Source organism: Gimesia sp. (assembly GCF_048262075.1).
Classification (GTDB): Bacteria; Planctomycetota; Planctomycetia; order Planctomycetales; family Planctomycetaceae; genus Gimesia.
The window spans coordinates 197,007-219,005 of sequence record NZ_JBLXFK010000005.1 but is presented as its reverse complement, the minus strand read 5'-3'; the positions used below and the strand labels follow the sequence as shown (position 1 = coordinate 219,005).

The 21,999-nt window shown below is 52.9% G+C and carries 15 protein-coding genes; 10 read left to right on the top strand and 5 right to left on the bottom strand.

Features of this window, described 5'->3' with window-relative positions:
* Positions 1 to 230: 230 nt before the first annotated feature.
* Positions 231 to 2,177, top strand: a complete 1,947-nt coding sequence (locus ACN0YH_RS12625; RefSeq protein ID WP_417379922.1) for a PAS domain S-box protein — start codon at positions 231 to 233, stop codon at positions 2,175 to 2,177.
* A 31-nt stretch (positions 2,178 to 2,208) separates the two neighbouring features.
* On the opposite strand, the gene ACN0YH_RS12620 is transcribed toward ACN0YH_RS12625, so the two are convergent.
* Positions 2,209 to 4,422: an HAAS signaling domain-containing protein gene (locus ACN0YH_RS12620; protein ID WP_417379921.1), complete on the bottom strand. Its 2,214-nt coding sequence runs from the start codon at positions 4,420 to 4,422 to the stop codon at positions 2,209 to 2,211.
* Positions 4,419 to 4,781, bottom strand: coding sequence for a PadR family transcriptional regulator (locus tag ACN0YH_RS12615; protein WP_417379920.1), 363 nt, complete (start codon positions 4,779 to 4,781; stop codon positions 4,419 to 4,421). Before ACN0YH_RS12615 ends, ACN0YH_RS12620 begins: the two co-directional genes overlap by 4 nt.
* A gap of 250 nt (positions 4,782 to 5,031) precedes the next feature.
* On the opposite strand from ACN0YH_RS12615, the gene ACN0YH_RS12610 reads away from it, so the two are divergent.
* The 3 genes from ACN0YH_RS12610 (at position 5,032) to ACN0YH_RS12600 (ending at position 10,577) form a co-directional block, all read left to right on the top strand.
* Positions 5,032 to 8,718 (top strand): PQQ-binding-like beta-propeller repeat protein, encoded by a 3,687-nt coding sequence (locus ACN0YH_RS12610; protein WP_417379919.1) that lies wholly within the window; start codon positions 5,032 to 5,034, stop codon positions 8,716 to 8,718.
* A gap of 296 nt (positions 8,719 to 9,014) precedes the next feature.
* The gene (locus tag ACN0YH_RS12605; protein ID WP_417379918.1) at positions 9,015 to 10,139 is read left to right on the top strand and encodes a DUF1559 domain-containing protein; all 1,125 of its coding nucleotides are present in this window, start codon (positions 9,015 to 9,017) and stop codon (positions 10,137 to 10,139) included.
* 21 nt (positions 10,140 to 10,160) lie between these two features.
* On the top strand, positions 10,161 to 10,577 hold the full coding sequence (locus ACN0YH_RS12600; RefSeq protein ID WP_417379917.1) for a hypothetical protein: 417 nt from the start codon (positions 10,161 to 10,163) through the stop codon (positions 10,575 to 10,577).
* A gap of 33 nt (positions 10,578 to 10,610) precedes the next feature.
* Here the strand turns inward: ACN0YH_RS12600 and ACN0YH_RS12595 are convergent, their stop codons facing one another.
* The gene (locus ACN0YH_RS12595; protein ID WP_417379916.1) at positions 10,611 to 12,005 is read right to left on the bottom strand and encodes a DUF1501 domain-containing protein; all 1,395 of its coding nucleotides are present in this window, start codon (positions 12,003 to 12,005) and stop codon (positions 10,611 to 10,613) included.
* Positions 12,006 to 12,213: 208 nt separating this feature from the next.
* Between ACN0YH_RS12595 and ACN0YH_RS12590 the strand changes: the two genes are divergently transcribed.
* Complete coding sequence (locus ACN0YH_RS12590; protein ID WP_417379915.1) at positions 12,214 to 13,674, top strand: sulfatase; 1,461 nt, start codon at positions 12,214 to 12,216, stop codon at positions 13,672 to 13,674.
* A 354-nt stretch (positions 13,675 to 14,028) separates the two neighbouring features.
* On the opposite strand, the gene ACN0YH_RS12585 is transcribed toward ACN0YH_RS12590, so the two are convergent.
* Positions 14,029 to 14,724, bottom strand: coding sequence for a DUF3916 domain-containing protein (locus tag ACN0YH_RS12585; RefSeq protein WP_417379914.1), 696 nt, complete (start codon positions 14,722 to 14,724; stop codon positions 14,029 to 14,031).
* 306 nt (positions 14,725 to 15,030) lie between these two features.
* Between ACN0YH_RS12585 and ACN0YH_RS12580 the strand changes: the two genes are divergently transcribed.
* The 4 genes from ACN0YH_RS12580 (at position 15,031) to ACN0YH_RS12565 (ending at position 18,488) form a co-directional block, all read left to right on the top strand.
* Positions 15,031 to 15,516: a DinB family protein gene (locus ACN0YH_RS12580; RefSeq protein WP_417379913.1), complete on the top strand. Its 486-nt coding sequence runs from the start codon at positions 15,031 to 15,033 to the stop codon at positions 15,514 to 15,516.
* A 232-nt stretch (positions 15,517 to 15,748) separates the two neighbouring features.
* A complete protein-coding gene (locus ACN0YH_RS12575; protein WP_417379912.1) occupies positions 15,749 to 16,516 on the top strand; it encodes an SGNH/GDSL hydrolase family protein in 768 nt (255 codons plus the stop codon).
* Between the two features lie 134 nt (positions 16,517 to 16,650).
* Positions 16,651 to 18,261 carry a sodium:solute symporter family transporter gene (locus tag ACN0YH_RS12570; protein WP_417379911.1) on the top strand — a complete coding sequence of 537 codons (1,611 nt, stop codon included), beginning with the start codon at positions 16,651 to 16,653 and terminating at the stop codon, positions 18,259 to 18,261.
* The gene (locus tag ACN0YH_RS12565) at positions 18,258 to 18,488 is read left to right on the top strand and encodes a hypothetical protein (protein ID WP_002644904.1); all 231 of its coding nucleotides are present in this window, start codon (positions 18,258 to 18,260) and stop codon (positions 18,486 to 18,488) included. The genes ACN0YH_RS12570 and ACN0YH_RS12565 overlap by 4 nt, the downstream gene beginning before the upstream one ends.
* Positions 18,489 to 19,365: 877 nt before the next feature.
* Here ACN0YH_RS12565 and ACN0YH_RS12560 read toward each other — a convergent pair.
* Positions 19,366 to 20,730, bottom strand: coding sequence for a DUF1501 domain-containing protein (locus tag ACN0YH_RS12560; RefSeq protein WP_417379910.1), 1,365 nt, complete (start codon positions 20,728 to 20,730; stop codon positions 19,366 to 19,368).
* Between the two features lie 323 nt (positions 20,731 to 21,053).
* Here ACN0YH_RS12560 and ACN0YH_RS12555 point away from each other — a divergent pair, with 323 nt between their 5' ends.
* On the top strand, positions 21,054 to 21,956 hold the full coding sequence (locus tag ACN0YH_RS12555) for an alpha/beta hydrolase fold domain-containing protein (protein WP_417379909.1): 903 nt from the start codon (positions 21,054 to 21,056) through the stop codon (positions 21,954 to 21,956).
* Positions 21,957 to 21,999 lie beyond the last annotated feature (43 nt).

Below are 21,999 nucleotides of genomic sequence, written 5' to 3'. Positions count from 1 at the left end.
GAGCAGGCAATTATGGGAGTCACCCGGTAAAGACGGTTTTCGCGTCGGACATTCCCAACTCACATCGGGCTCTCATTTTTTTTCTATCCTTCCTCAAATCAATTCGTTATAGTTGAAATCAACCCGGGCCTGGTTCTACAACTTCACCGTGATTCTATTTACAGTACCCAGTCCGGAATTCCTCTACGATATATTTTCTACGGATATTCTTCCGACTGGGGTTCTCTCAAATGACTCAACCAGACACTGACTGGTACGAAGCCGCGCTACAGCAACTGGCGGATGCGGTCATCGTGGTTGATCTTCACAAACAGGTCATCCTGCTGAACTTCGCTGCAGAACGGCTGACAGGCTGGCAGCAGAGTGACGCGCAAGGCAAACCCGTTTCTGAGATCCTGCTACTGTCACAAGAGTCCCGACAGATCGATCACACCCAACTGTTGGAACCCGTTCTGCAATCCCGGCAGACTGTAGGCATTTCCGACCAGACCTTTCTGCAGGTAAAGCATGACGCACAACACCTGATTGCCGGCAAGATCTCACCCGTGATCGAGCAGAACGAAACAGTCACGGGTGCCCTCTATCAGCTGCATGCAAAATCTGTTGAACAGATCCCTCCACCGAAACTCGGTCTCAGTGAGCATGATCTACATACATTTATTGAAAACGCACCGATCGCGATCGCTTTGTTTGATCGCCAGATGCGCTATCTGGCAACAAGCCAGCGCTGGCTGGAGGATTACAGTCTGACCGATCGTAACCTGCTCGGTAAAACGCATTATGAAATCTTCTCTGAGATCCCGGAACACTGGAAAGCTGCGCACCAGCAGGCGCTGGCTGGGGCCGTCCTGCGTAACGAAGAATGTTTCACTCGCGCGGACGGTTCTGCACAGTGGCTCCGCTGGGTGATTCAACCCTGGCATGAATCTCCGGATACCATTGGTGGTATTGTGATGTTGACCGAAGATATCACCGGGCGTAAATTACTGGAAGTAGAAAACCGAAAGTTGCTGGAGCAGTTCGCCGCGTCTCAGAAAATGGAATCGATTGGCCGACTGGCCGGTGGTGTGGCGCATGATTTCAATAATATGCTGAATGTCATCTTAGGGCATGTCGGCCTGGGACTGCTGGACATTGATACGAAACATCCCCTGTACGAACACCTTGTGGAAATTCGCAGTGCCGCCGAACGTTCTGCAGAACTGACGGAACAATTACTGGCATTTGCCAGTCGGCAGGTGATAGAGCCTAAACTGCTTGATCTGAATGAAATCATTGAAGATATGATCAAGATGCTGCGACGTCTGATTGGTGAGGGGATCGAATTTATCTGGCTGCCTGGAAAATCACTGGGGCTGGTAAAAATGGATCCCTCGCAAATCGATCAGATCCTGGCGAACCTGTGTGTGAATGCCAGCGATGCGATCCCTGATATTGGTAAAATCATTATGGAAACACGGAACGTTGAATATGATGAAGAATTCTGCAGGGAGCATCCGGGCTATGTTCCCGGCAAATATGTACAACTGGCAGTAAGCGATAGTGGTGCCGGTATGGACGAGGAAACATTGAAGAATATTTTCGAACCTTTTTTCACAACCAAAAAATCGGGCAAGGGAACCGGCCTGGGACTGGCTACCGTGTATGGGATTATCAAACAGAACAAAGGCCTGATTCATGTCAGCAGTGAACCAGGAACCGGTACGCGGTTTGAAATATCTCTTCGTCGACAGGCTGGTGGAGAGAAAGCAAAAATCATTAAAAAAACGACACAAACACCGCTGGGGCACGGTGAAGTGATCCTGTTGATTGATGATGAAGCGATGCTGGCCCACACCAGCCGCGACATTCTGGAATCGCTGGGCTACCGAGTATTGACGGCGACGACTCCCCACGAAGCGATTCAATTAGCGCAGGATTTTCAGGATCGGATTGATCTCTTAATCACTGATGTGGTTATGCCGGAAATGAATGGGAAAGAATTGTTTCACACGCTGAAAATCATTCGCCCCGAACTGAAGGTCTTATACATCTCAGGCTACACGGTGAATATCATCGCCTATCATGGAGTCCTGAAGGACGGAATCATCTTCCTGCAAAAACCATTCAGCCGCAGTGAACTTGCGGTCAAAGTGCGACAGGTGATTGAGCTGGATGATTCCAGCAAGACGACTTAATGGTGCTGATTGCGCCTGCGACTGACGACACTCAGTTTCCAGTCGTATCTGGCAGGCTTGACGCTTTGACGACCGGGCGTCCGTCTTTGAGCTGATAAAGTAATGGTTTACCCGTTTGCGGGTCGACGGGAATTTCGGAGAAATACGCGGGGACGAGTTCCTGCAGTGATTTCGGATACCGGTCGTGCTCCCGGCGATACAGGTCGGCTGCCAGAATCGTCAATGCTGCCGCACGGTGGGTTACCGAATTCTTGTGGAAATTCATGAAAGTGTAGGACTCGAATGGAGACATCAACAATAAGGCAGGGAGATATTTGAGCCGCAACTCGGGGGAATCCATCAGGCGATGATACTCTTTATTGTAAGCGTTCTCTGCCTCTGGCGTTGCTTTAGTAATCGCCTCACTCAGGAGCTGGTTTAAATACAGCAGTTCACGACGCAGCTCTTTGCGATCTGCGATCTGCATCGCCAGGAAACCTGATTTGACCTGAAACGGGATCCAGCTGTTTCGCTCTGGTTCTTTTAGATCCTGCCTGACCAGAGACGGAATCGTGGAGAGCAACAGATTACGATCATGAATGGAACTCTCTGCCAGTGTCTGCAAGCTCTGGAAACCATGTATTGTAAATCGGCCTTCATCGTTACCATCGTCTGTGTAGGCATGCTGTAGAAGATTCTGAACATCCTGTTCTCGGGTCTCACTGATATTGAGTGGCGGCATCGGCATCTGCTGCACTTTTTGAAAGAGAACCTTTAACTGTCGATCATTAAACAAATTTGGATATGTCTCTACGATCTCTGCAGCCAGTCGTGCGCTACGACCTGCCTCTCCATTTGCACTACTCTGGATGATCGCCCAGGGGCCCGACTGTCGGTAATGTTTAACCACATTGATACGCGCCAGCAACAGTTGCAGACAGCGTTCTGCATTCCCCTCTTCCGCTGCCAGATGAATCCCGCCGGTCAACAGGGAGAAGACGTTACTTCTCAGTGCATCAGCTTGCGGCAGATAAATGTTAAAGTCTGTATTACCAGCCGGATTCGCTTCGTATGGTCTGTTTAAGTCCCGATATTCATTGAGATCATTGGCCTGAGGTCGATTGATAAACCCGAGTGCGGGGCGGCTGGATGCTTGAAGGTACATATCGATCTGTTGGGAATGTGATTTCAGATACTCTTTCACATCAGGCCAGTTTTTGCCGGCAGGTCCATCAGACATCCCGGCAAGATTGAGTTTTGCCGACTTGATTCGATCTACTTTTGTCAACATTGAGAGCCCCTGCAGATAGAGGGGCCACGCCCGCTCTTCCCGGGGAATCGTGCGACTCTGCTCATCCAGTTGTTGAACTATGTCGAACTTGATTGTGGGGCGTGCGACCATTAATCGAACGGTCACTATGGACCAGGGAACCAGAATGAGGATCAACAGTATTCCCAGCGACTGCCAGGCCCGGCGGCGGGCGCGCCAGCGGAACGGACGATTACGCAGCCGCGCGCGGCGGATGAGCTTCGCGGCGGTTTTTGGAGAGCCGAACAACTCGATCAGCGCTGCTTCGCTTTCTCCCCTCTCAAGACCATCGGCGAAGTGCGCACAAAGTTCCCTGGCCACATCCCGTTTTTCCGCAGGCCAGAGCCGGGTCTGCCGGACGACATTCAGGACAACTGCCAGCAATGGCTCGGACAGCTGATATTCCAGCAGTTCTCCCAGCGAATGCGTTTCGTAAACCAGGCCGCTCAATGCTGCCGCATCACCACATTGGATTGCGATTGCCTCTGGTGTGCGACCGCCGTCCAGTTGCCACTGCAGCGTTTGACAGACGCGGTTCAGCATCTGGCGGGCAGCGCGTGTTTTCACATCCTGATTGGCGACAATTCGTTCGACGGTGGGCCATAAGCGGGCCGGTAGAGGGGCATTCAAAATCCAGTCGGTCCTGTGCGTCGCGCGGATCAAAGCGGCGATACTTTCCGGTTCACTCAACTGTTCGACCAACTGGGTTACCGCACAACCTTCGCGCAGCAGGTTACTACAGGATTTGGCCAGACGAATCGCAACTTTCCAGCGCAGCCGACCGTCCAGGCGATCTGTGATGGCCTGGATGGCTTCGACCAGACTCCCAGGTAAGTCACTCGTATCGAGCTGTTCCAGGGGCTCTTGAGGACCGGTGATTTGACCGCGGAGCAGATGAGAAAGCGGTGTGTGCAGAATCTGTTTCCATTTGGGTCGAGAGGCGGAGGCGACGTTCATGCTTCCCCTCCCCGTAACTTGGGCTGTGTGCCGGAGAGGATGCCCAGGTTCTGCATGGCGCTGGTGACGGCGACCCACTGCGCGGTGTCGCTGGCCAGTCGTTTTTTACCTTTGGCGGTGAGCGAATAATATTTGCGTTTGCGGCCGCTCTCCGATTCCTGCCAGCTGGGACGGATCAGCCCCTGTGACTGCAGATTATAGAGTAGTGGATAGAGCGTGGACTGCCCCATGTCGAGCACGCCACCCGTCTGTTCGGAGAGTGCCTCCACGAGCTCATAGCCATATTTCGCGCCCTCTTCCAGCAGCTTTAAAACCGCTACCGGGCCGGCACCCCGCATCAGTTCGCGTTCGATGCGCATGATTGCTTCCTTCCACGAATGGGAATCAGAGAAAACTCAGCTACTTACATACTATGTGTGACATAGTATGTCTGTCAAGGATTATTTTTCCAGCGGCCGCGACAAGTGGTTTGTGCGTACCGTGGATGAAAAACTGATGAAGTTGGCAGACCTGCCTGTTAAAACCAAACTCACTCCGTTACTTTTAATAGATCAGAGATGATTGATGGTTGGTTGTCCGACATAAAAAAGTTCGTTCAGGAGTTGATGAATGCCTTTCCCTGTGACGCGTCTTACTGCTTTTATCTGCTACAGCCTGTTCAGCGGGTTGCTGTTTCTGTCCTCCGCTGCAGCAGAAGACTGGCCGACCTGGCGGAAAGATGCACGGCGGACGGCAACCACGGACGAGCAACTCGCAAAAGACCTGCATCTACAGTGGACACGGCAACTGGGGCCGCTCAAGCCTGCCTGGCCTGAAGATCCCCGCATCCAGTTTGATGCTCACTACGAACCGGTGATCGCCGGACAGACTCTATTTGTCAGCTCGTCGCGTAATGACAGTGTGAGCGCCTTTGATCTCAAGACCGGTCAACAACAGTGGCAGTATTTCGCGAATGGCCCGGTCCGATTCGCGCCACTGGTTTCGGGCAAAAATGTTTACTTCTCAGCCGACGATGGTGGTTTTTATTGTCTGAATACAGCAGACGGAAAACTGAACTGGAAATTCCAGGCGGCCCCGAACGCGCGGAAAGCGCTCGCGAATGAACGGCTCGCTTCGGTCTGGCCGATTCGCGGAGGCGCTGTGCTTTCTGAGGGTAAGATTTATTTCACCTGTGGCGTATGGCCGTTCGAGGGAACCTTCCTCTACACACTGGATGCAGAAACAGGGGCAGCGGTTTCTGAGCCGGAACATGAAATCAAAACATTGACGGATGTGACACCCCAGGGTTACCTGGTCAAGAATGAAAATAAGCTGCTGATTCCCTGTGGCCGTTCGGTCGCTGCCTGTCTTGATTTGAAAACGGATCAGTTCATCACACATAAATATGGAAACCGGGTAACCAATTATCATGTTGCTTCTGTCGGCCCCTACATTTTTCATGGCGGTTCTTCTTTTCGAATGGACACCAGCCAGGATCTGGGAGTGGATGCCCGTTTTCCCGTGTTGACGGAAGAAATTGTCTATTTTGGCCGCGCCGGCAATGTAGTTGCCTACGATCTGAAAAATCTGAAGACAGTGGAATCAAAAGACCGCCGTGGTAAAGTCGTGAAGAAAAAAGTGCTCAATCAGCTCTGGAGTCTGCCTATCCCTCCACAGCAGAAGCTGCCTCAAGCGGAATGGGAAGCCTGGGTCAAAGCACATCCGGTGCAGCTTGATTTGAAAGCCGGCACTCGTTTGTATGGCCATCAGGGTGAGATGATTTTCGCGCTGGATCTGGCAAAAGATGGCAAAGCCGCTGACATTAGCTGGACACAATCCATCACCGGCACACCAGCCACCATGATTGCCGCGAATGGTGCACTGGTCGTCGTGACCGAAGCAGGCGACCTGCTTTGTTTCGGAGACAAACCGATTAAACCACATACGTTTTCTGCACAGAAACGCGCATTGACTGCGCAACAGGATGCCTGGACCGAAAAAACCAGCCAGTTGCTCTCACTGACACAGCCCGGCGCTGGATATGGTCTTGTGCTGGGAACCGGTAGCGGACGTCTGCTGGAAGAACTGATCGATCAATCAAAGCTGACTCTGATTGCAGTCGAACCGGATGCACAAAAAGTGGCAGCGCTGCGGGCGAAATACGATGCGGCAGGTCTGCTGGGAACACGGGTCGTCGTACACCAGGGCAATCCGCTCACATTTGAACTTCCCGCTTACATGGCGGAACTCATCGTCTCCGAAGATTTAAGTGCGCTGGGTGGGTCGCTGAATGCAGATACCTGGAAGGCGGTTTACAAATCGCTGCGTCCCTACGGCGGGACCGCCTGTCTGAACCTGGGTGAAACAGAATACGCAGAGTTGGCGACCACGGTGGAGGAGAAGCATCTGCCTCGCGCGGAACTCAAACAAGCGGAAGGGTTCACCCTGTTGACCCGCGTCGGTGCCCTGCCCGGTTCTGCAAACTGGACCCACGAGTACGGGGATGCCTCGAACACACTGATGTCCCGCGATGAACTGGTGAAAGCACCGCTGGGCGTGCTCTGGTTTGGCGGACCTGCGGGCCACGGCGACCTGTTTTACAACCGTCATGACTGGGGCCCCAGTATGGCGGTGATCGAAGGTCGAATGTTTCTGCAGGGACCCGGGAAATTAACGGCCGTTGATGTCTATACCGGGCGGATTCTATGGATGATCCCTCTGGAAGAAACGCCGGAAGACAGCCCGGGACGTCGCGGTCAGAGCTATGATGGAAAACTGGTCGGCCATCATTTCATCGCCCTCGAAGACAGTATCTATCTGGTCACCAGTCAGAACACCTGCGTGAGGCTTGATCCGGCAACAGGGAAAACGCTGGCCGAGATGACCCTGCCCCATGCTGATGACCGCTGGGGACGCATCCGTATACATGAAGACCTGCTGTTAACGTCGGTTTTCCGGACTTCAAAAAAGATTGGTGAAAAGTACGGCTTACTCCCGCTGGAACTGGTGGCGCTCAACCGCCACACCGGGGAAGTCATCTGGACACACAAGGCACAGATGAGTTTTCCCGTCGTCTCTTTGAGTGGAGACCGGATTTATGTTTATGATGGCGCGTTGGAAAACTTTTATGGGGACTGGAAACGCCGCGGTAAAATTCCCAATGCGCTGGCGGAACGATTTATAAAAGCGATCGATTTGAAAACCGGTAAATTGATCTGGGAACATCAGACGGACGTCGTGGGGACCTGGCTCTCCTATAGCGATCAGAAAGATGTGATGCTGGTTACCAACCGCGATGGAATCTCAGCCTTTCGCGGCAAAGATGGTTCGGAACTCTGGAAAAAATATTCGACCGGCCAGGGATTTCGCGGGCATCCCGAAACGCTCTGGGATAAGGTCATCATCTGGAATGACCGCATTCTGGACCAGCGTGGTCCCGGCCTGTCTTATGATCTGGAGACCGGCGAGCCGATTCTGCGTACGAACCCGATCACCGGCAAACCGATTCCGTGGGAGTTCACCAAGGCGGGACATCACTGCAATTACGCGATTGCCAGTCCGCACCTGATGACCTTCCGCGCGAGCTCCGCCGGGTTCTGCGATATCGACAGTGCGAATACTTCGCGCCTGGAAGGCTTCCGCACCGGTTGTCGCAACAGCCTGGTACCGGCGAACGGCGTGCTCAATTCACCGAACATGGCGCATGGCTGCAGTTGTGGTTACTCGCTGTTTACTTCACTGGCGCTGACCCATGTACCGGATTCGGAAGTCTGGAGTTACAGTGCGCTGGCGATGAACGCCAAAGAGGATCAGGTGCAGCAGCTGGGCGTCAACCTGGGTGCGCCCGGCGATCGCCAGGCGGAGAACGGCACACTCTGGCTGGACTACCCCAGCGTGGGAGGCTCCTCGCCTGTGGTCTCGCTCAAACTCAGCGGCGCTGATCTGGAGTACTATCACAAGCATTCGTCTTTTGTTGAAGAAGGCGATTTGAAATGGGTGGCCGCCTCGGGAGTGGAAGGAGCATCCGCATTGTCAGTGACGCTTTCACCGGTTCCCACGCCGGAACGCAGTTATACGGTCCGGCTTTACTTTCTGGAGCCCCAGGATCTGAAGCCGGGCGAACGTGTGTTCGACGTGAGTCTTCAGGGGAAACCGGTGCTGCCGGAACTGGATGTAGTCAAAGCAGCCGGCGGCGCGAACCGGGCGATCGTCCGGGAATTCAAGGGCGTTCGCTGCTCAACCAGTCTGCAAGTGGATCTGACTGCGATCAAAGGGCGCACGCTGTTGTCGGGCGTGGAAATCGTGGTGGAAAAATAGCGGACTGCTGACGACACACAGATGATTACTGCCTTCCCCAGGTCTCTCTTCGATGCCGTACAGATCCGGTGCGCAGACGGATTTCAGAAAATCGATCCGCTTTATAAACATGCCGCGTATCGCAGATTAAGAAACCATTAGACTGCATTAAGATCCTTTTAATATTGTGGTATCTGTATTAATCGCTCTTGTCACACCATGAATCCGCCGTAATGTGTGCAGGAAACAGGGCTCACACCCCACATACTGCCATACATATTTCCTTCAATCTCTGACTCATTACGGAGTATACTCAGATGAAGACCTCCCCTGCTTCGAGAGAAAATCGCGCTGGATTCACGCTGATTGAACTGCTTGTGGTGATCGCCATTATTGGAATCCTGGTGGCCCTCCTGTTACCGGCAGTTCAACAGGCGCGTGAGGCAGCCCGTCGCAACCAATGCAAAAACAACCTGAAGCAGTTGTGCCTGGCGATTCACAATTATCATGACAACTATCTGACCACCCCGCTGCATATGCATCGGGGTTCAGACGATTATGACGGCGCGAGCAATGGCGGGTCGGGAAATCTTTCCTGGTATGTCGGCCTGCTGCCGTTTGTGGATCGGGGTAACATTTATGATCGGATCCCCTTTGAAACGTGCGGCCTGGGTGACTCCTGGAGTGGGATTGCCAATAACAGTTCTGTATTGGGAGGTCTGGCACGGATTGAAGTTCCGCTGTTTCGATGCCCCAGCGAATCGGTCGTCAACACCGTGGTCTCTACCGCGAATTTCAGCTATGTCGCCAATGCCGGCCGACCGCGCAATTTACTTTCTCCGGGTCAACCTTCCACGGGAGCTGCAGCACCGCCATCCTCAAAAGGGATTGTTTCAATGTCCCGCATGAACGAAGCAGGTCCTTACAGTTCCAACTGGCGGTCCACTACAAACGCTGCATTTGGATTCAGCGATATTACCGATGGGCTTTCCAATACCGCGGCAATCTCAGAATCGCTGGTCAATGATGGCAGCGGAGATCATCCAGACCGTCGCCGCAATCTGTATTACACCAACTCCGCCATGATTGAACAGTATGATGCCTACATTGACCAGGTGGTCTCAGACGGACTCACGGGGTATGTCAACTGGTCAAGCTGGAGTCAATATAAAGGCCACTCATGGCTATATACCGACTCGTGGCAGAAACATGTTTATACACACGTTTTTCCACCCAATACGATTTCGATTCCCTCTTACTACAGTGACACATTCCGCTGCCATGAAGGCGATTCCGGAATCAGTCCTTCCAGTGATCATACCGGGGGAGTCCAGGTCGCAATGATGGATGGCTCCGTGCGATTCATTTCCAACTCCATCGACTTGAATACCTGGTGGGCGCTGGGAACCAGAAATCAACGTGAAGTGATCAGCGAATTTTAAGCTATATATTGGGCCTCACTTATGTCAGTACGATCAGCGCGTGTCTGTTTTTCAGTAAGCTTCCTTTTGCTTTGCGCGATTGCTGCAGGCTGTGCGGGAGAGGAAGATCCCATTGAAGCGCGACTGAAAGAAGTAGGTTATACACCTGAGAAAATTGTCGCCGAACTGGAATTACGCATTAAAAATCTTGATAAAATGTCGGCTCACCAGCACAGTGCCAGCGACGATTCGAAACAGGGGGGAATCCGCTCAAGTGATCCGCGCGGCAATCCCTTCTCTTTTGATTCGATCATCAAAGACATCAAACATAAGATTGATCAAGTCCAGCAAAGATCCGGTGAAGACGTGAACGTTCTGGAACAGGTCACGCAGAAAATTGAACACGGAAAACTGGATGATGCCACGCGGAAGCGGGTCCTTGAGGCGCTGCAGAAATGAGAAGCATGGTCTGAGATGAGCCGATCGGTTCGATCAGAACAGGCCGGGAATCGGTTTGCCTGCGGTGGCAACCTGCACGATTTCGTTGGGGACGCCGCGCGTAATGCGGAGCTCGCCGACGTCGAACAGGGTGTGCATAATGCTGCTGACCAGGTCTTTGCGTTCCAGGGGTTCGGTTTGAGGCTCGCCCGCGTGTTTCGTGGACTGGCCAATGACCTGCCCCATGTTTAAACCGCCGCCTGACAGCATGAGTGGTGAAAGATTGCCCCAGTGATCGCGTCCGCCGCGACTGTTGAGTTTGGGTGTGCGTCCCATTTCTCCCGAACAGACCAGCAGAATATCATCACTGAGACCGCGTGCGTGCACGTCTTCCATAAACGCAGATACGGCGTGATCGAAGGGCACACCCATGTAGTCCATGCCTTCCCCGACGCCGGCATTATTTTTATCCGCGTGCATGTCCCACACAAAGTTGGTGGTGATCGTCACGAAGCCACAGCCAGCTTCGCAGAGGCGACGAGCCATGAGCAACAGCTTACCCAGCGACTGCGCATTATCGATATAGCGTTTGTAGTTCTTCCAGCGCGTGCTGATAGATGCCGGCTTGACCAGGGGAGCGGTATCGTAGCGAGCGACGACGGCAGGGTCTTCTTTCGATAGATCAAAGGCTTGCGAGACGCCGCCCATGATCACGTCGAACGCCTGTTGCTGCAGTTGCGAACTGGCGGCAAACGTTTCGCTTTTCTCAGCCGCCCAGCGGGCGCGATCCAGTTTCGAGAGCAACAGTCGGCGATCGTCGAGTCGATTCTGGGAGATTGACAGGGACATATTCGACTGCATATCGCCGCCGGCACCGGGTACGAACGGGGCAAATGCAGAGCCCATCAGGCCATGCGAATCAAATTTGCCGAACTGGGTGACGGCGGGCAGCATTTTGTCATCAATGGCTTGCGGAAACAGAACCGCATTCGTGGGCATGCCATTTTCGGGATGATTGGCACCCACGACCCGTGAATAGAGCGAACCCAGATTCGCGTTGAGCGTATCTTTATGCACAACCGGTTTGATGTCATGACGGCTGTCGCCTGTGCGGTAAGAACGGACGACCGACATGCGATCGGCCTGTTGCGCCAGCTTCGGAAAGGTACTTCCGAACGTCACGCCGGGAATCTTCGTCGCCACTTCGCCCGTCACACTGCGAATACCAGCCGGCGCGCTCATCTTGGGGTCGAAGGTTTCAATCTGGCTCGGCCCGCCATGCATGAACAGGAAGATCACCGACTTGTTCTTCAGCAGCGTACCTGAGCCCGCGGCTTGTGCTTTTGTCGAGAGCAGACCGGGCAACGTCAACCCGCCCAAAGCCAGGCCGCCGACGCGCAGGAATTCCCGCCGCCCCTGTTTGCCGTGATGATTGTAGAAAGAAAGCATGATTTTACCTGAGCCAAAGAAAACCGTCTGCTTATAGGTATCGACTAATATATCAACTTATGTTTATGCTTTCCAGCTGTAATTCTGTAATAGGCCAATTCTCTCTCTGCAAATCAATACAGGCATTTTCTTTCGCTCTCCCCAGTCGTTATGATAAATCATTGCTTCATTTCTTTATGCTTTCAGGATTCATCGAAAGGAACTTCGGATGCGCTTGCTGCTGATGATCATTTTATTCTGCTCGTTTTATACTCCCCTGCAGGCGGCTCAAAAGCCGAATATTCTGTTCATTGCCATTGATGACCAGAACGACTGGATCGGCTGTCTGAAAGGGCATCCGCAGATTAAAACACCGCACATCGATAAGGTGGCAGCCAGAGGAACCCTGTTCGCGAATGCCCACTGCCAGTCGCCGCTCTGCAATCCCTCGCGGACGAGTCTGATGACGGGGCTGCGGCCTTCGACGACGGGCGTATATGGGCTGGCTCCCTGGTTCCGCACGATTGAAAAGTTTAAAGACCGGGTCTCGCTGCCTCAATACCTGGCACAGAACGGCTACAAAACTTACACAACCGGCAAAATTTATCATGGCGGTTATGGTCGCAGGAAAACCGACAAGGAATTCTCGGTCATCGGTCCTCCCCCAGGCGTGGGAGTAAAACCTCCCAAAAAACTGGTCGAGACACCCAACCCGCATCCGCTGGTCGACTGGGGCACGTTTCCTCATAAAGACGAAGACAAAGGGGACTGGAAAGTCGCGAGCTGGGCCGTCGATCAATTGAACAAAAAACCGACCGAACCGTTTTTCCTGTCGGTCGGATTTTTCCTGCCTCACGTTCCCTGCTATGCGACACAGCAGTGGTTCGACCTGTATCCGGAAGAGACGCTGCAGCTTCCCCCGTTTCTGGCAACCGACCGCGACGACACGCCCCGCTTTTCCTGGTACCTGCACTGGAAACTGCCCGAGCCCCGCTTCAAGTTTCTGCAGGAAGCGAATCAGTGGAAGAACCTGGTCCGTTCTTACCTGGCATGCACCAGTTTTGTCGACAGTCAGGTGGGACGTGTGACCGATGCACTCGAGAAAAACAACCTGGACGAAAACACAATCATTGTCATCTGGTCCGATCATGGCTGGCATCTGGGTGAAAAACTGATCACGGGAAAAAATACGCTGTGGGAACGTTCGACGCGGGTGCCTTTGATTTTCGCCGGTCCGGGGATTACGGAAAATGCGGTCTGCGAGAAACCGGCCGAACTGCTGGACATTTATCCCACGCTGATCGAACTATGCGACCTGCCTCCCCGCACGGATCTGGAAGGCCACTCACTGGTGCCTCAATTGAAAGATGCGAACACGCCCCGCAAGTGGCCCGCGATTACTTCGCACAACCGCAATAACACTTCGGTGCGGACAGAGAACTATCGGTACATTCATTACGCGGACGGATCGGAAGAGTTTTATGACATGAAACAGGATCCGGCAGAATGGAACAACCTGAGCGGTGATCCCAATTATGCCACGCTGATCGAAGAGCATCGCGCCTGGTTGCCTACCGTGAATGAGAAGCCTGCACCGGGCAGCAAGCATCGGATTCTGCGTTATGAAAACGGTCAGGCAAACTGGGAAGAGGTCGACATCAAAGCCGACGAACCGATTCCCGAACTGTAAAATGCATTTGAAATTCACAGCCGATACGCATCGGAAAATCTGCAAGCGAACGGAAGCGGAATAAAACAGTTTTACCATTCAGTAAAATCGTGACGGCAGTTTTTTCGGCACACCATTTCTGCTGAAAATTTTGTGATGAGCGTTCAAGATTCGTCACTCGCGCTGCCGAACTAAGCGTGTATAACAATTAAAACTGGGAGCAAGTCACTGCTGATGAACCCAAGACAGACGCTCGCGTCTGAGTAGTCAGTTGCGGATCTTGTAACCCAATTGTAAGTGTTACACGAACAGGAGTACTTAGTACTACAAGGGCTGGGAGCTTGGGCTTCCAGCCCTTTTTTATTGCGCATGTTCTTAACGCGACTGCGTAGCCCAGTAGAGCTGTTTGTGCCCATGCGATTCGAACTCCGCGACCTTCTGTTTCGCGACGTCTTCCGAGAGCCCTGCTTCAATCAGAAAGCGATTCCCATCATCCCCCTGCCGCCAGACCGACCAGGTGTGTTGTGCGTTGGCGTTGTTGTCTGTGGGTGGAGAGTGTGGCGTTGACGAAGTGATTGTCCAACAATTACCCACGTAGCTATATTCCTCATCTTGGACAGACACGCGACAACCACACTCAATATCGAACTCTGCAGGAATTTTGATGGAAAACTGCTGACTGGGACGTTGTGTGTCTGGAAGTCCGTTCTCATAAACGAACCCATTAAAATATTCCTCATCAAAAAACTGTGTGACTTCACTGTCAAACATTGATGGAAAGTTCAATAGCACAGCGATACGATAAAATGAACAATTGGCAGGCGGTGCTTGACACGCCAGATTTCTGGCTGCGTTAAGTAGTTCTTTGATAACATCAGCCTGGATTTTAGGGCGCGTCTTTGGTCCTTCTACAATAGAAAGAGGGAGGGGAACTTTAATATTGAAATATTTTTCTCCGTGTTTAATCTCCCGTCTATTTTTAATCAGATTAGCCCACCTTTTAAGTTCACGAAAATGACGTCGTAAGCCTCTTAGCTTCTTATTGGGACTGTTAATGCTTATGCGACGCATCGATTAATTCCTATAAAATATGTTTTACTTCAGTAGTTGGAAAAAGGAGTGAAACTCTCAATTAATTTGAGACACACCATTGGCGAGAAAGTTCAACCCATAATATTTCCCAAACTTTTTCCCAGAAGCAGCATTTTCCATTCAGCGTAATCGCCATCGATTATGAATAGTAAAATGGTCTGATCCATCTAAGTTTATATGACCTGTTTTCTACTGGCTACCTGATACTTTAGAAAGTATTATTGATCAAATATGAAAAGAGTTTAAGTTAGTTGAACTTTCCTAATCAAATAGTAGAGACAAACCATGTTTGAAAACGAAATTGTCATAAATCAGTTGCAGTTGAAACAGTTCGCGGCCATCGTGGCGGATCTGCCGGAGGACTGTCTTTATACGCGGGGTGCCGGGCACGGTCATCCGCCGGTCTGGATTCTTGGTCACCTGGCAATTGTCGGCGAAATGGGACAGACATTTCTGGGAGGCAGCCTGACGCATCCAACATGGGCGCCGCTGTTTGGACCCGGTTCGAGCGATGAGGTTCAGCCGGATGACTCTCTGACGCGAGATACATTGATTACGTCGCTCAATCAGGCTTATGAAACTCTGCAGTCAATGGCAGCGAAAGCGAAGCCCGACGATGTTGCGGGGCCACATGGAATCGAGTTTTTTGAAGGGACCCCCGTGCAAACTGTAGGGCATGCGGTTGCACTGCTGCTGACGAATCACTTCGCCTTTCACCTGGCGCAACTCTCCAGCTGCCGCCGTGATCGGGGGCTGGGACATCTCTTTTAAGCTGGCTGTTTGCAGTGAAAACAATTGAAACCGCGGGCCGTCTGGTTTAGTCTGAATAGATTGACTAAAACTACCTGGGTCGTGTTTCCTTATTTGATCTGTTGTTACATATGTGGCAGAACCGGGGCTAATGAGTCACTCTGGCTGGCATCCTTGATAAAATCAGCCACATGGCTCTCTCCACGGTAAATACCAACCTGAGTTTTTGCTTTTTCACAGACAGGCTGAAATCATGATGCAACGTACTGCGCGTTTCCTGTTTTGTTTCTCACTGCTGACGAGTTGTCTGTTGGGTTCTCCCCTGATGGCGGCGGACAAAGAACCGGCGAAAGCGGACAAACCGACCATCGTCACGTTTGGTGATTCGACGACGGCGACGCGGGGGCCGCTGGTCGTGTATTCGATGCTTCTGCAGAAGGACCTTCCCGCGGCAGGTGTTCCCGTTAAAGTGGTCAACTCTGGCATCGGGGGACACACGACACATCAGGCGGTCGGCCGGTTTAAGAAAGATGTGCTGCAGCATGATCCTGACCTGGTGGTGATTCAATATGGCATCAATGATTCCGCCGTCGATGTCTGGCGCGATCCGCCTGCAACCCAGTCGCGTGTTTCAGTGAAACAGTACGCCGCCAACCTGCGCAACATGATCAAACAGCTCAAAGAGAAACAGGTCGCCGTGATTTTGATGACGCCGAACTCGCTACGGTGGATTCCCCGCCTGAAAAAGCTGTATGGCAAACCGCCTTACGATCCCGAAGATGTTCAGGGTTTCAATGTACTGCTAAAATCGTATGCGGCTGCGGTGCGGAAGATTGCGAAAGAGGAAAATGTGCCGCTCGTCGATGTCTACGCGGCTTTTGAAAACTATGACAAACAGGCCAACCAGGCCGCCGATGATCTGCTGCTGGACGGCATGCATCCCAATACCCAAGGTCAGCGAATGGTGGCGGATCTGCTGCTGCCCCACATCAAAGCCGCATTAACGAAACAGGACCGCTGAACGTCTGCTGTCATGTCTCTGCTGATTTCCTGCGGTGACGGTCGATTTTTGCACGGGTTCGCTGTATCGTAGGAATCACGTCAGCCGGTCGCTCACTCCATCTGATTTCGAATGTCATTCAGGGTTCTTTCCTCATGCAGTCACTGTCGTTCCTCGATTTTGCCGTCATCGCCGCATATCTGATCGGAACACTGGGCCTGGGTCTGTATATCGGTTCCCAAATCAAGACCGGCTCCGATTACTTCCTGGCAGGACGCAAGCTGCCGTGGTGGGCGATTGGCATGTCGCTGGTAGCAACCGACATTGGTGCCGTCGACATTGTGGGCACGGGGGGAGCCGCGCATCAGCATGGTCTGGCGGTCGCGAATTTCGAATGGATCGGCTGTGTGCCCGCGATGATCATCGCTGCCTTCGTGTTCATTCCCTTTTTCTGGCGGAGCGGCGTCACCACGATTCCCGAATACATGGAACGCCGGTTCAATGTCGCGGTCCGCTCGGCGCTGGCGATCTGCTGGATCATTTTTATGGCGTGCAACCTGGGCATCATGCTGCTGGCTTCCGCGAAAATGATGCACGTGCACCTGGGAATGACCGTCAATGCCTGCATCTATCTGACCGCGTTCCTGGTCGGCATCTACACCATTTCCGGCGGACTGGCGGCGGTCGTGTATACCGACATGATTCAATGTGTGATCATGATCGGAGGTTGCCTGCTGGTGCTTGTACTGGGAATCATCGACCTGGGAGGCATCGACAATTTTCAGGCGGAGATCAAAAAACAGGAACAGATTCAAAGTGAGAAGCAGGCGGCTGTCGTCGAAAAACAGGAAGCGAAAGCAGCACCGGCGGCAGGAGTCCTTGATGTTTCGCATACGTCGCTCATTCTGCCTGCAGATGCCGACACGCCGTTTCCGTGGACGGGTATCTTTTTTGGCCTGGCGTTGATCCTGAGCCCCGCCTACTGGATTGGCAACCAGGCGATTGTGCAACGTTCGCTGGGAGCAAAGAGTGAATTCGACGCGAAAGCCGCCTATGTGTGGGGTGCACTGTTGAAAAACCTGGTACCGGTGGTTGTCGCGGTGCCCGGCTTGATCGCGTTCGTGAAATTTCCCGAACTGACGGACGGCGACCAGGCGTTTCCCGAACTGATTTCGCATCTGCTGCCGACGGGTCTGAAGGGGCTGTTCCTGGCAGCCTTCCTGGCGGCACTGATGTCGAGTATCGACTCGTATCTCAACTCGGCATCGACGATTGTGACCAACGATTTCTATAAACGCTTTTATCGCAGAGACGCCAGTGATGAATCGCTGTTGAACATCGGCCGCATGGTGACGTTTCTGCTGGTCCTCTGGGCGATCGGCTTTTCCTTCTTTCTGATGACCCGCAGCGAAGGCATTTACACGATTTTCCAGACACTGATGGCGTTCTTTCAGGGCCCCGCGTTCGCGATTCTGTTAACAGGCCTACTGTGGAAGCGGGCGACAGGCGTAGCCGCCTTCACCGGGTTTATTGTCGGGGTCTGTTTTTCGATCACGCTGTTCGCGCTGAATCAGGAATCGGTCTATGTGGCATTAGGGATGGAGCCGCTGTTTCAGATTTCTGAACCGTTCCTCTACTTTTCCATCTGGGCGTTTGTGGTTTCGTTTTCGCTGATTGTGATCATCAGCCTGCTGACGAAGCGCGAGCCGGACGAAAAGATTGAAGGGCTGGTGTTCAGTCTCAAACCGCGAAAGGAAACCGCATGACGCCGCTGCATCATATAGGAAATTTCGTGCGCGATCTGGTGGTACAGATTCCGATGTCCGCCGTGCGTTTGCTGTTTGTCGGAACCCTGGTGGCTGTCCTGATCTGGGTGTTACGTCTTCCCCGCGAAACCACGACGGCAGAGAACGCCACGCACTGGTATCAGAACCTGAAAATCTGGGCCTGCCTGGCGCTGGCGATTCAGATTGTGATCTACAGTATTTTCTGAATGGGAGCTGGTTTCGTTTTTTTCTACCACGAAAAGCACGAAATAACACGAAAGCATCTGGTAGGTGAGAGATAACAACAGCGGGTGGTCGCGAATGTAATTCGGGATTGTTAAAGACAACAGGAGGTTGTGAGAGAAACCTGCTTCGGCTGTATTGAAGTGGAGTTTCTGGTTGATACTCGAAAATGGATCTCTACATGATAGGAAATCGAATCTGGATTGATTGAGTGAGCTGCGACCTCCTGCTCGCTACGCTCGTACCGAATTTTATTCGGGCCCACCCATTATTCTTTTTTTTGTGTGGTTTCGTGTTTTTCGTGGTAGTAAATCAAAATGTATGAACCCGACTAAAATCGGGTGGCCTCGGATGTAATCCGAGGTTGTCACAGACAACAGGAAACTGTCAGTGAAAAGGTTCGAACACTTGATGTGCTTCCGACCCGCTTGTGCAAGGGTGAGAGCATAAATGCCCGTCCTTACGAAGTTGGTTTCCTGTTACTGAATTGATTGCTTACTCTGACAGTTTCCTGCTCGCTGCGCTCGTACCGGATTGCATCCGGTACCACCCTTTATTTTTTCTTTCGTGCGGTTTCGTGTTTTTCGTGGTAGTAAACCAAAATGTATGAACTCCGACGAAAATCGGGTGGCCTCGGATGTAATCCGAGGTTGTCACAGACAACAGGAAACTGTCAGTGAATGTGTTCGAACGTTTGGCGATTTTCCGAACCTGGTTTCTGTTGGGTGCGGACCCATGAGGGTGTCCTTAAGGAGTTGGTTTCCTGTTTCTGAATAGTTTGCGTACTCTGACAGTTTCCTGCTCGCTGCGCTCGGCCCGGATGTGCATCCGGGCTTACCCTGTCTTTTGTGTGAACTTCACTCAGCTTTTCAGGATCTGTTGAATCGGTTTGGCACCGTGGTCGGCGAGGGGAATCGGGCGGCCGATGTTGGACATGTTCTGCTGCTGGGGATCAAGGCCCAGGGCCGTACAGATCGTGGCCATCAGATCGGGAACGACGATGGGCTGGTCGGTGACTTTCATACCGTCCTCGCTGGTCTTGCCGATGACCTGACCGCCGCGAATACCGCCTCCCCCGAGCACTGTAGTCCAGGCAGCAGGGAAGTGGTCGCGGCCCGTGTTCTGATTGATCTTGGGTGTGCGGCCGAATTCGCCCATCCAGACGATCAACGTGGAATCCAACAGCCCCCGCTGTTCGAGGTCGGTCATCAAGGTCCCCCAGGCAGGGTCGAGGACTTCGCTCAGACTTTTGACGGCTTCGAAGTTTTGCTGATGTGTGTCCCAGCCAAATGCGCTACTCCCTTGTACGCCGTTGAGCGAGACTTCCACAAAGGGGACTCCCTGTTCAATCAGGCGGCGGGCCAGCAGACAACCCTGCCCGAAGCGGTTGCGGCCGTAAGCATCGCGGAGCATATCCGGCTCCTGGTCCAGTTGAAAGGCTTCGATGGCTTTGGAGCGCATCATGCGGACCGCGGCGGCGTAGGCGCTGCGATGACTGTTCGTCGGTGTGCCGGGATGCGTGGCGGCAAAATCGGTTTCCAGATCGTTCAGAATGGATAAGCGTTCGTCTGCCTGCTGACGCGTAATGCCGGTGGGCAAAGTCAGATTCTTGACCTTTAACGCCGCATCCACATTCGCATCATCGTTCTGCACGAATCCGGTTCCTTCGCCGACGACCAGTGGTGCGAACTGCGGTCCCAGAAAACCGGGGCCATACGCGTTGGGACTCAACGTTTTATTCGGGGCGATGCTGACGAAGTTGGGGAGTTCTGCGTGTGTATTTCCCAGTTCCTTACTCAGCAGGGAGCCAAGCGTCGGATAGCTGAGCGGGCCGGAAGGCAGGTAGCCGGTGCGCAACAGATAGGTGGCGCGGGTGTGGTCTCCTTCTTTGGTGCTCATCGAGCGAATGGGGACCAGGTGTTTCATGACTTTTGCCAGTTGAGGCAGATGTTCGGAGATCTGTACGCCGGGCACGTCGGTATCGATCGCTTTGAACGGGCCGCCGTTTTCGTGTTGTGGTTTCAGATCGAAGGTATCGGTCTGACTGGGTCCACCGGACATCCACAACAGGATGCAACTGCGTTTGCGCTGCGGGTTGTCAGCAGTTTCTGCAGCCAGTCGTCTGAGCCAGCCCGACATGCCTGTGCCGAGTACACCCATGGCGGAGAGGCGCAGGTAATCGCGGCGGGAAATCTGCGGGGTTCGCTTGTATGTTCTACCTGTCATTTGTGTGTCCTCCAGAGCGCATCACACTTTAGTATCGCATCGCTGGCATTAATCTACTCGGTCTAACGGTCCCTGGAGACGTCGTAATAAAACTGGACACAGTATAAAGCGCTCTTTTCTTATTTTAGGGGATTTTTTGAAACAAATGCGAGTCTTTTCCGGTAAGAATCATGAACCGTTGTCTGATCCCGCCGGATCAGTATTTTTTGTTTCAGTCGCCGTGTTCCCTTTGATATGATACGGGACAGCCGCTGGTTTTATTTAACGGATTTCGTATTGGTGTCCGTTCTTCGATATTTTATTTGCATGTCAGGCCTGATTTGATGTTGTGTGTTCCCCGAATTCGCTGCGTATCGGCAGTCGCTCTGTTTGCGTTACTCCTTTGTATCTCTTCGGTTAGAGCAGATGAATCTGCCAATCTGCCTTATCAGCAGCAGAAAAATGTGGTCTATGCGGAAGTACATGGCGTGGGCCTGCTGCTGGATGTGTTTACGCCCCGCTCCCAGCCGAATGGGCTGGGCATCGTGGATGTGGCATCGGGCGCGTATCACTCGGACCGGGGAAAAATCCGCGATCACAAGCGGGCGCGGATGTTCGATATTTTCTGCAGTCGGGGTTACACAGTGTTTGCGATCCGACCCGGTTCGATCGCGAAATTTAACGGACCCGAGATGCTGGATAATGTCAATCGGGGGATCGTGTGGGTCAAAGAACATGCCAAAGAATACCAGGTCGACCCGAATCGACTGGCGCTGCTGGGTGCTTCGGCCGGCGGTCACCTGGCCTGCATGGCGGCGGTATCCGCGGCGGATGCGAAAGCCAAAACACGGGTGAAAGCGGTGGCTGTCTTTTTTCCGCCTACCGATCTGATGAACTATGGCGGCTTCAAAATCGACATCAGCGGCGAAGATCAACTGGCGCAATCCATCCGCCGCCTGATCACGCCCAAGGGTTCAGAAACGATTGACGCCAGCCGCCTGGACGAACTGCGAACCGCGTTCTCCCCGGCCCGCCTGGTGAAACCGGGCCTGCCTCCGTTTCTGATCATCCATGGCACAGCAGATTTCATGGTGCCGATTCAACAGTCGCGGGTGATGGTCGCCGCCCTGCAGAAAGCGGAGGTCCCGGTAAAGTTCATCATCAAAGAAGGGGGCGGTCACCCCTGGCCCACGATCCACGAAGAAGTCGAACAAATGGCCGACTGGATCGACGGGCAGTTGAAGTAGTTCGGGAGGGCTGATTGTATTTTTTTCTACCACGAAAAACAAT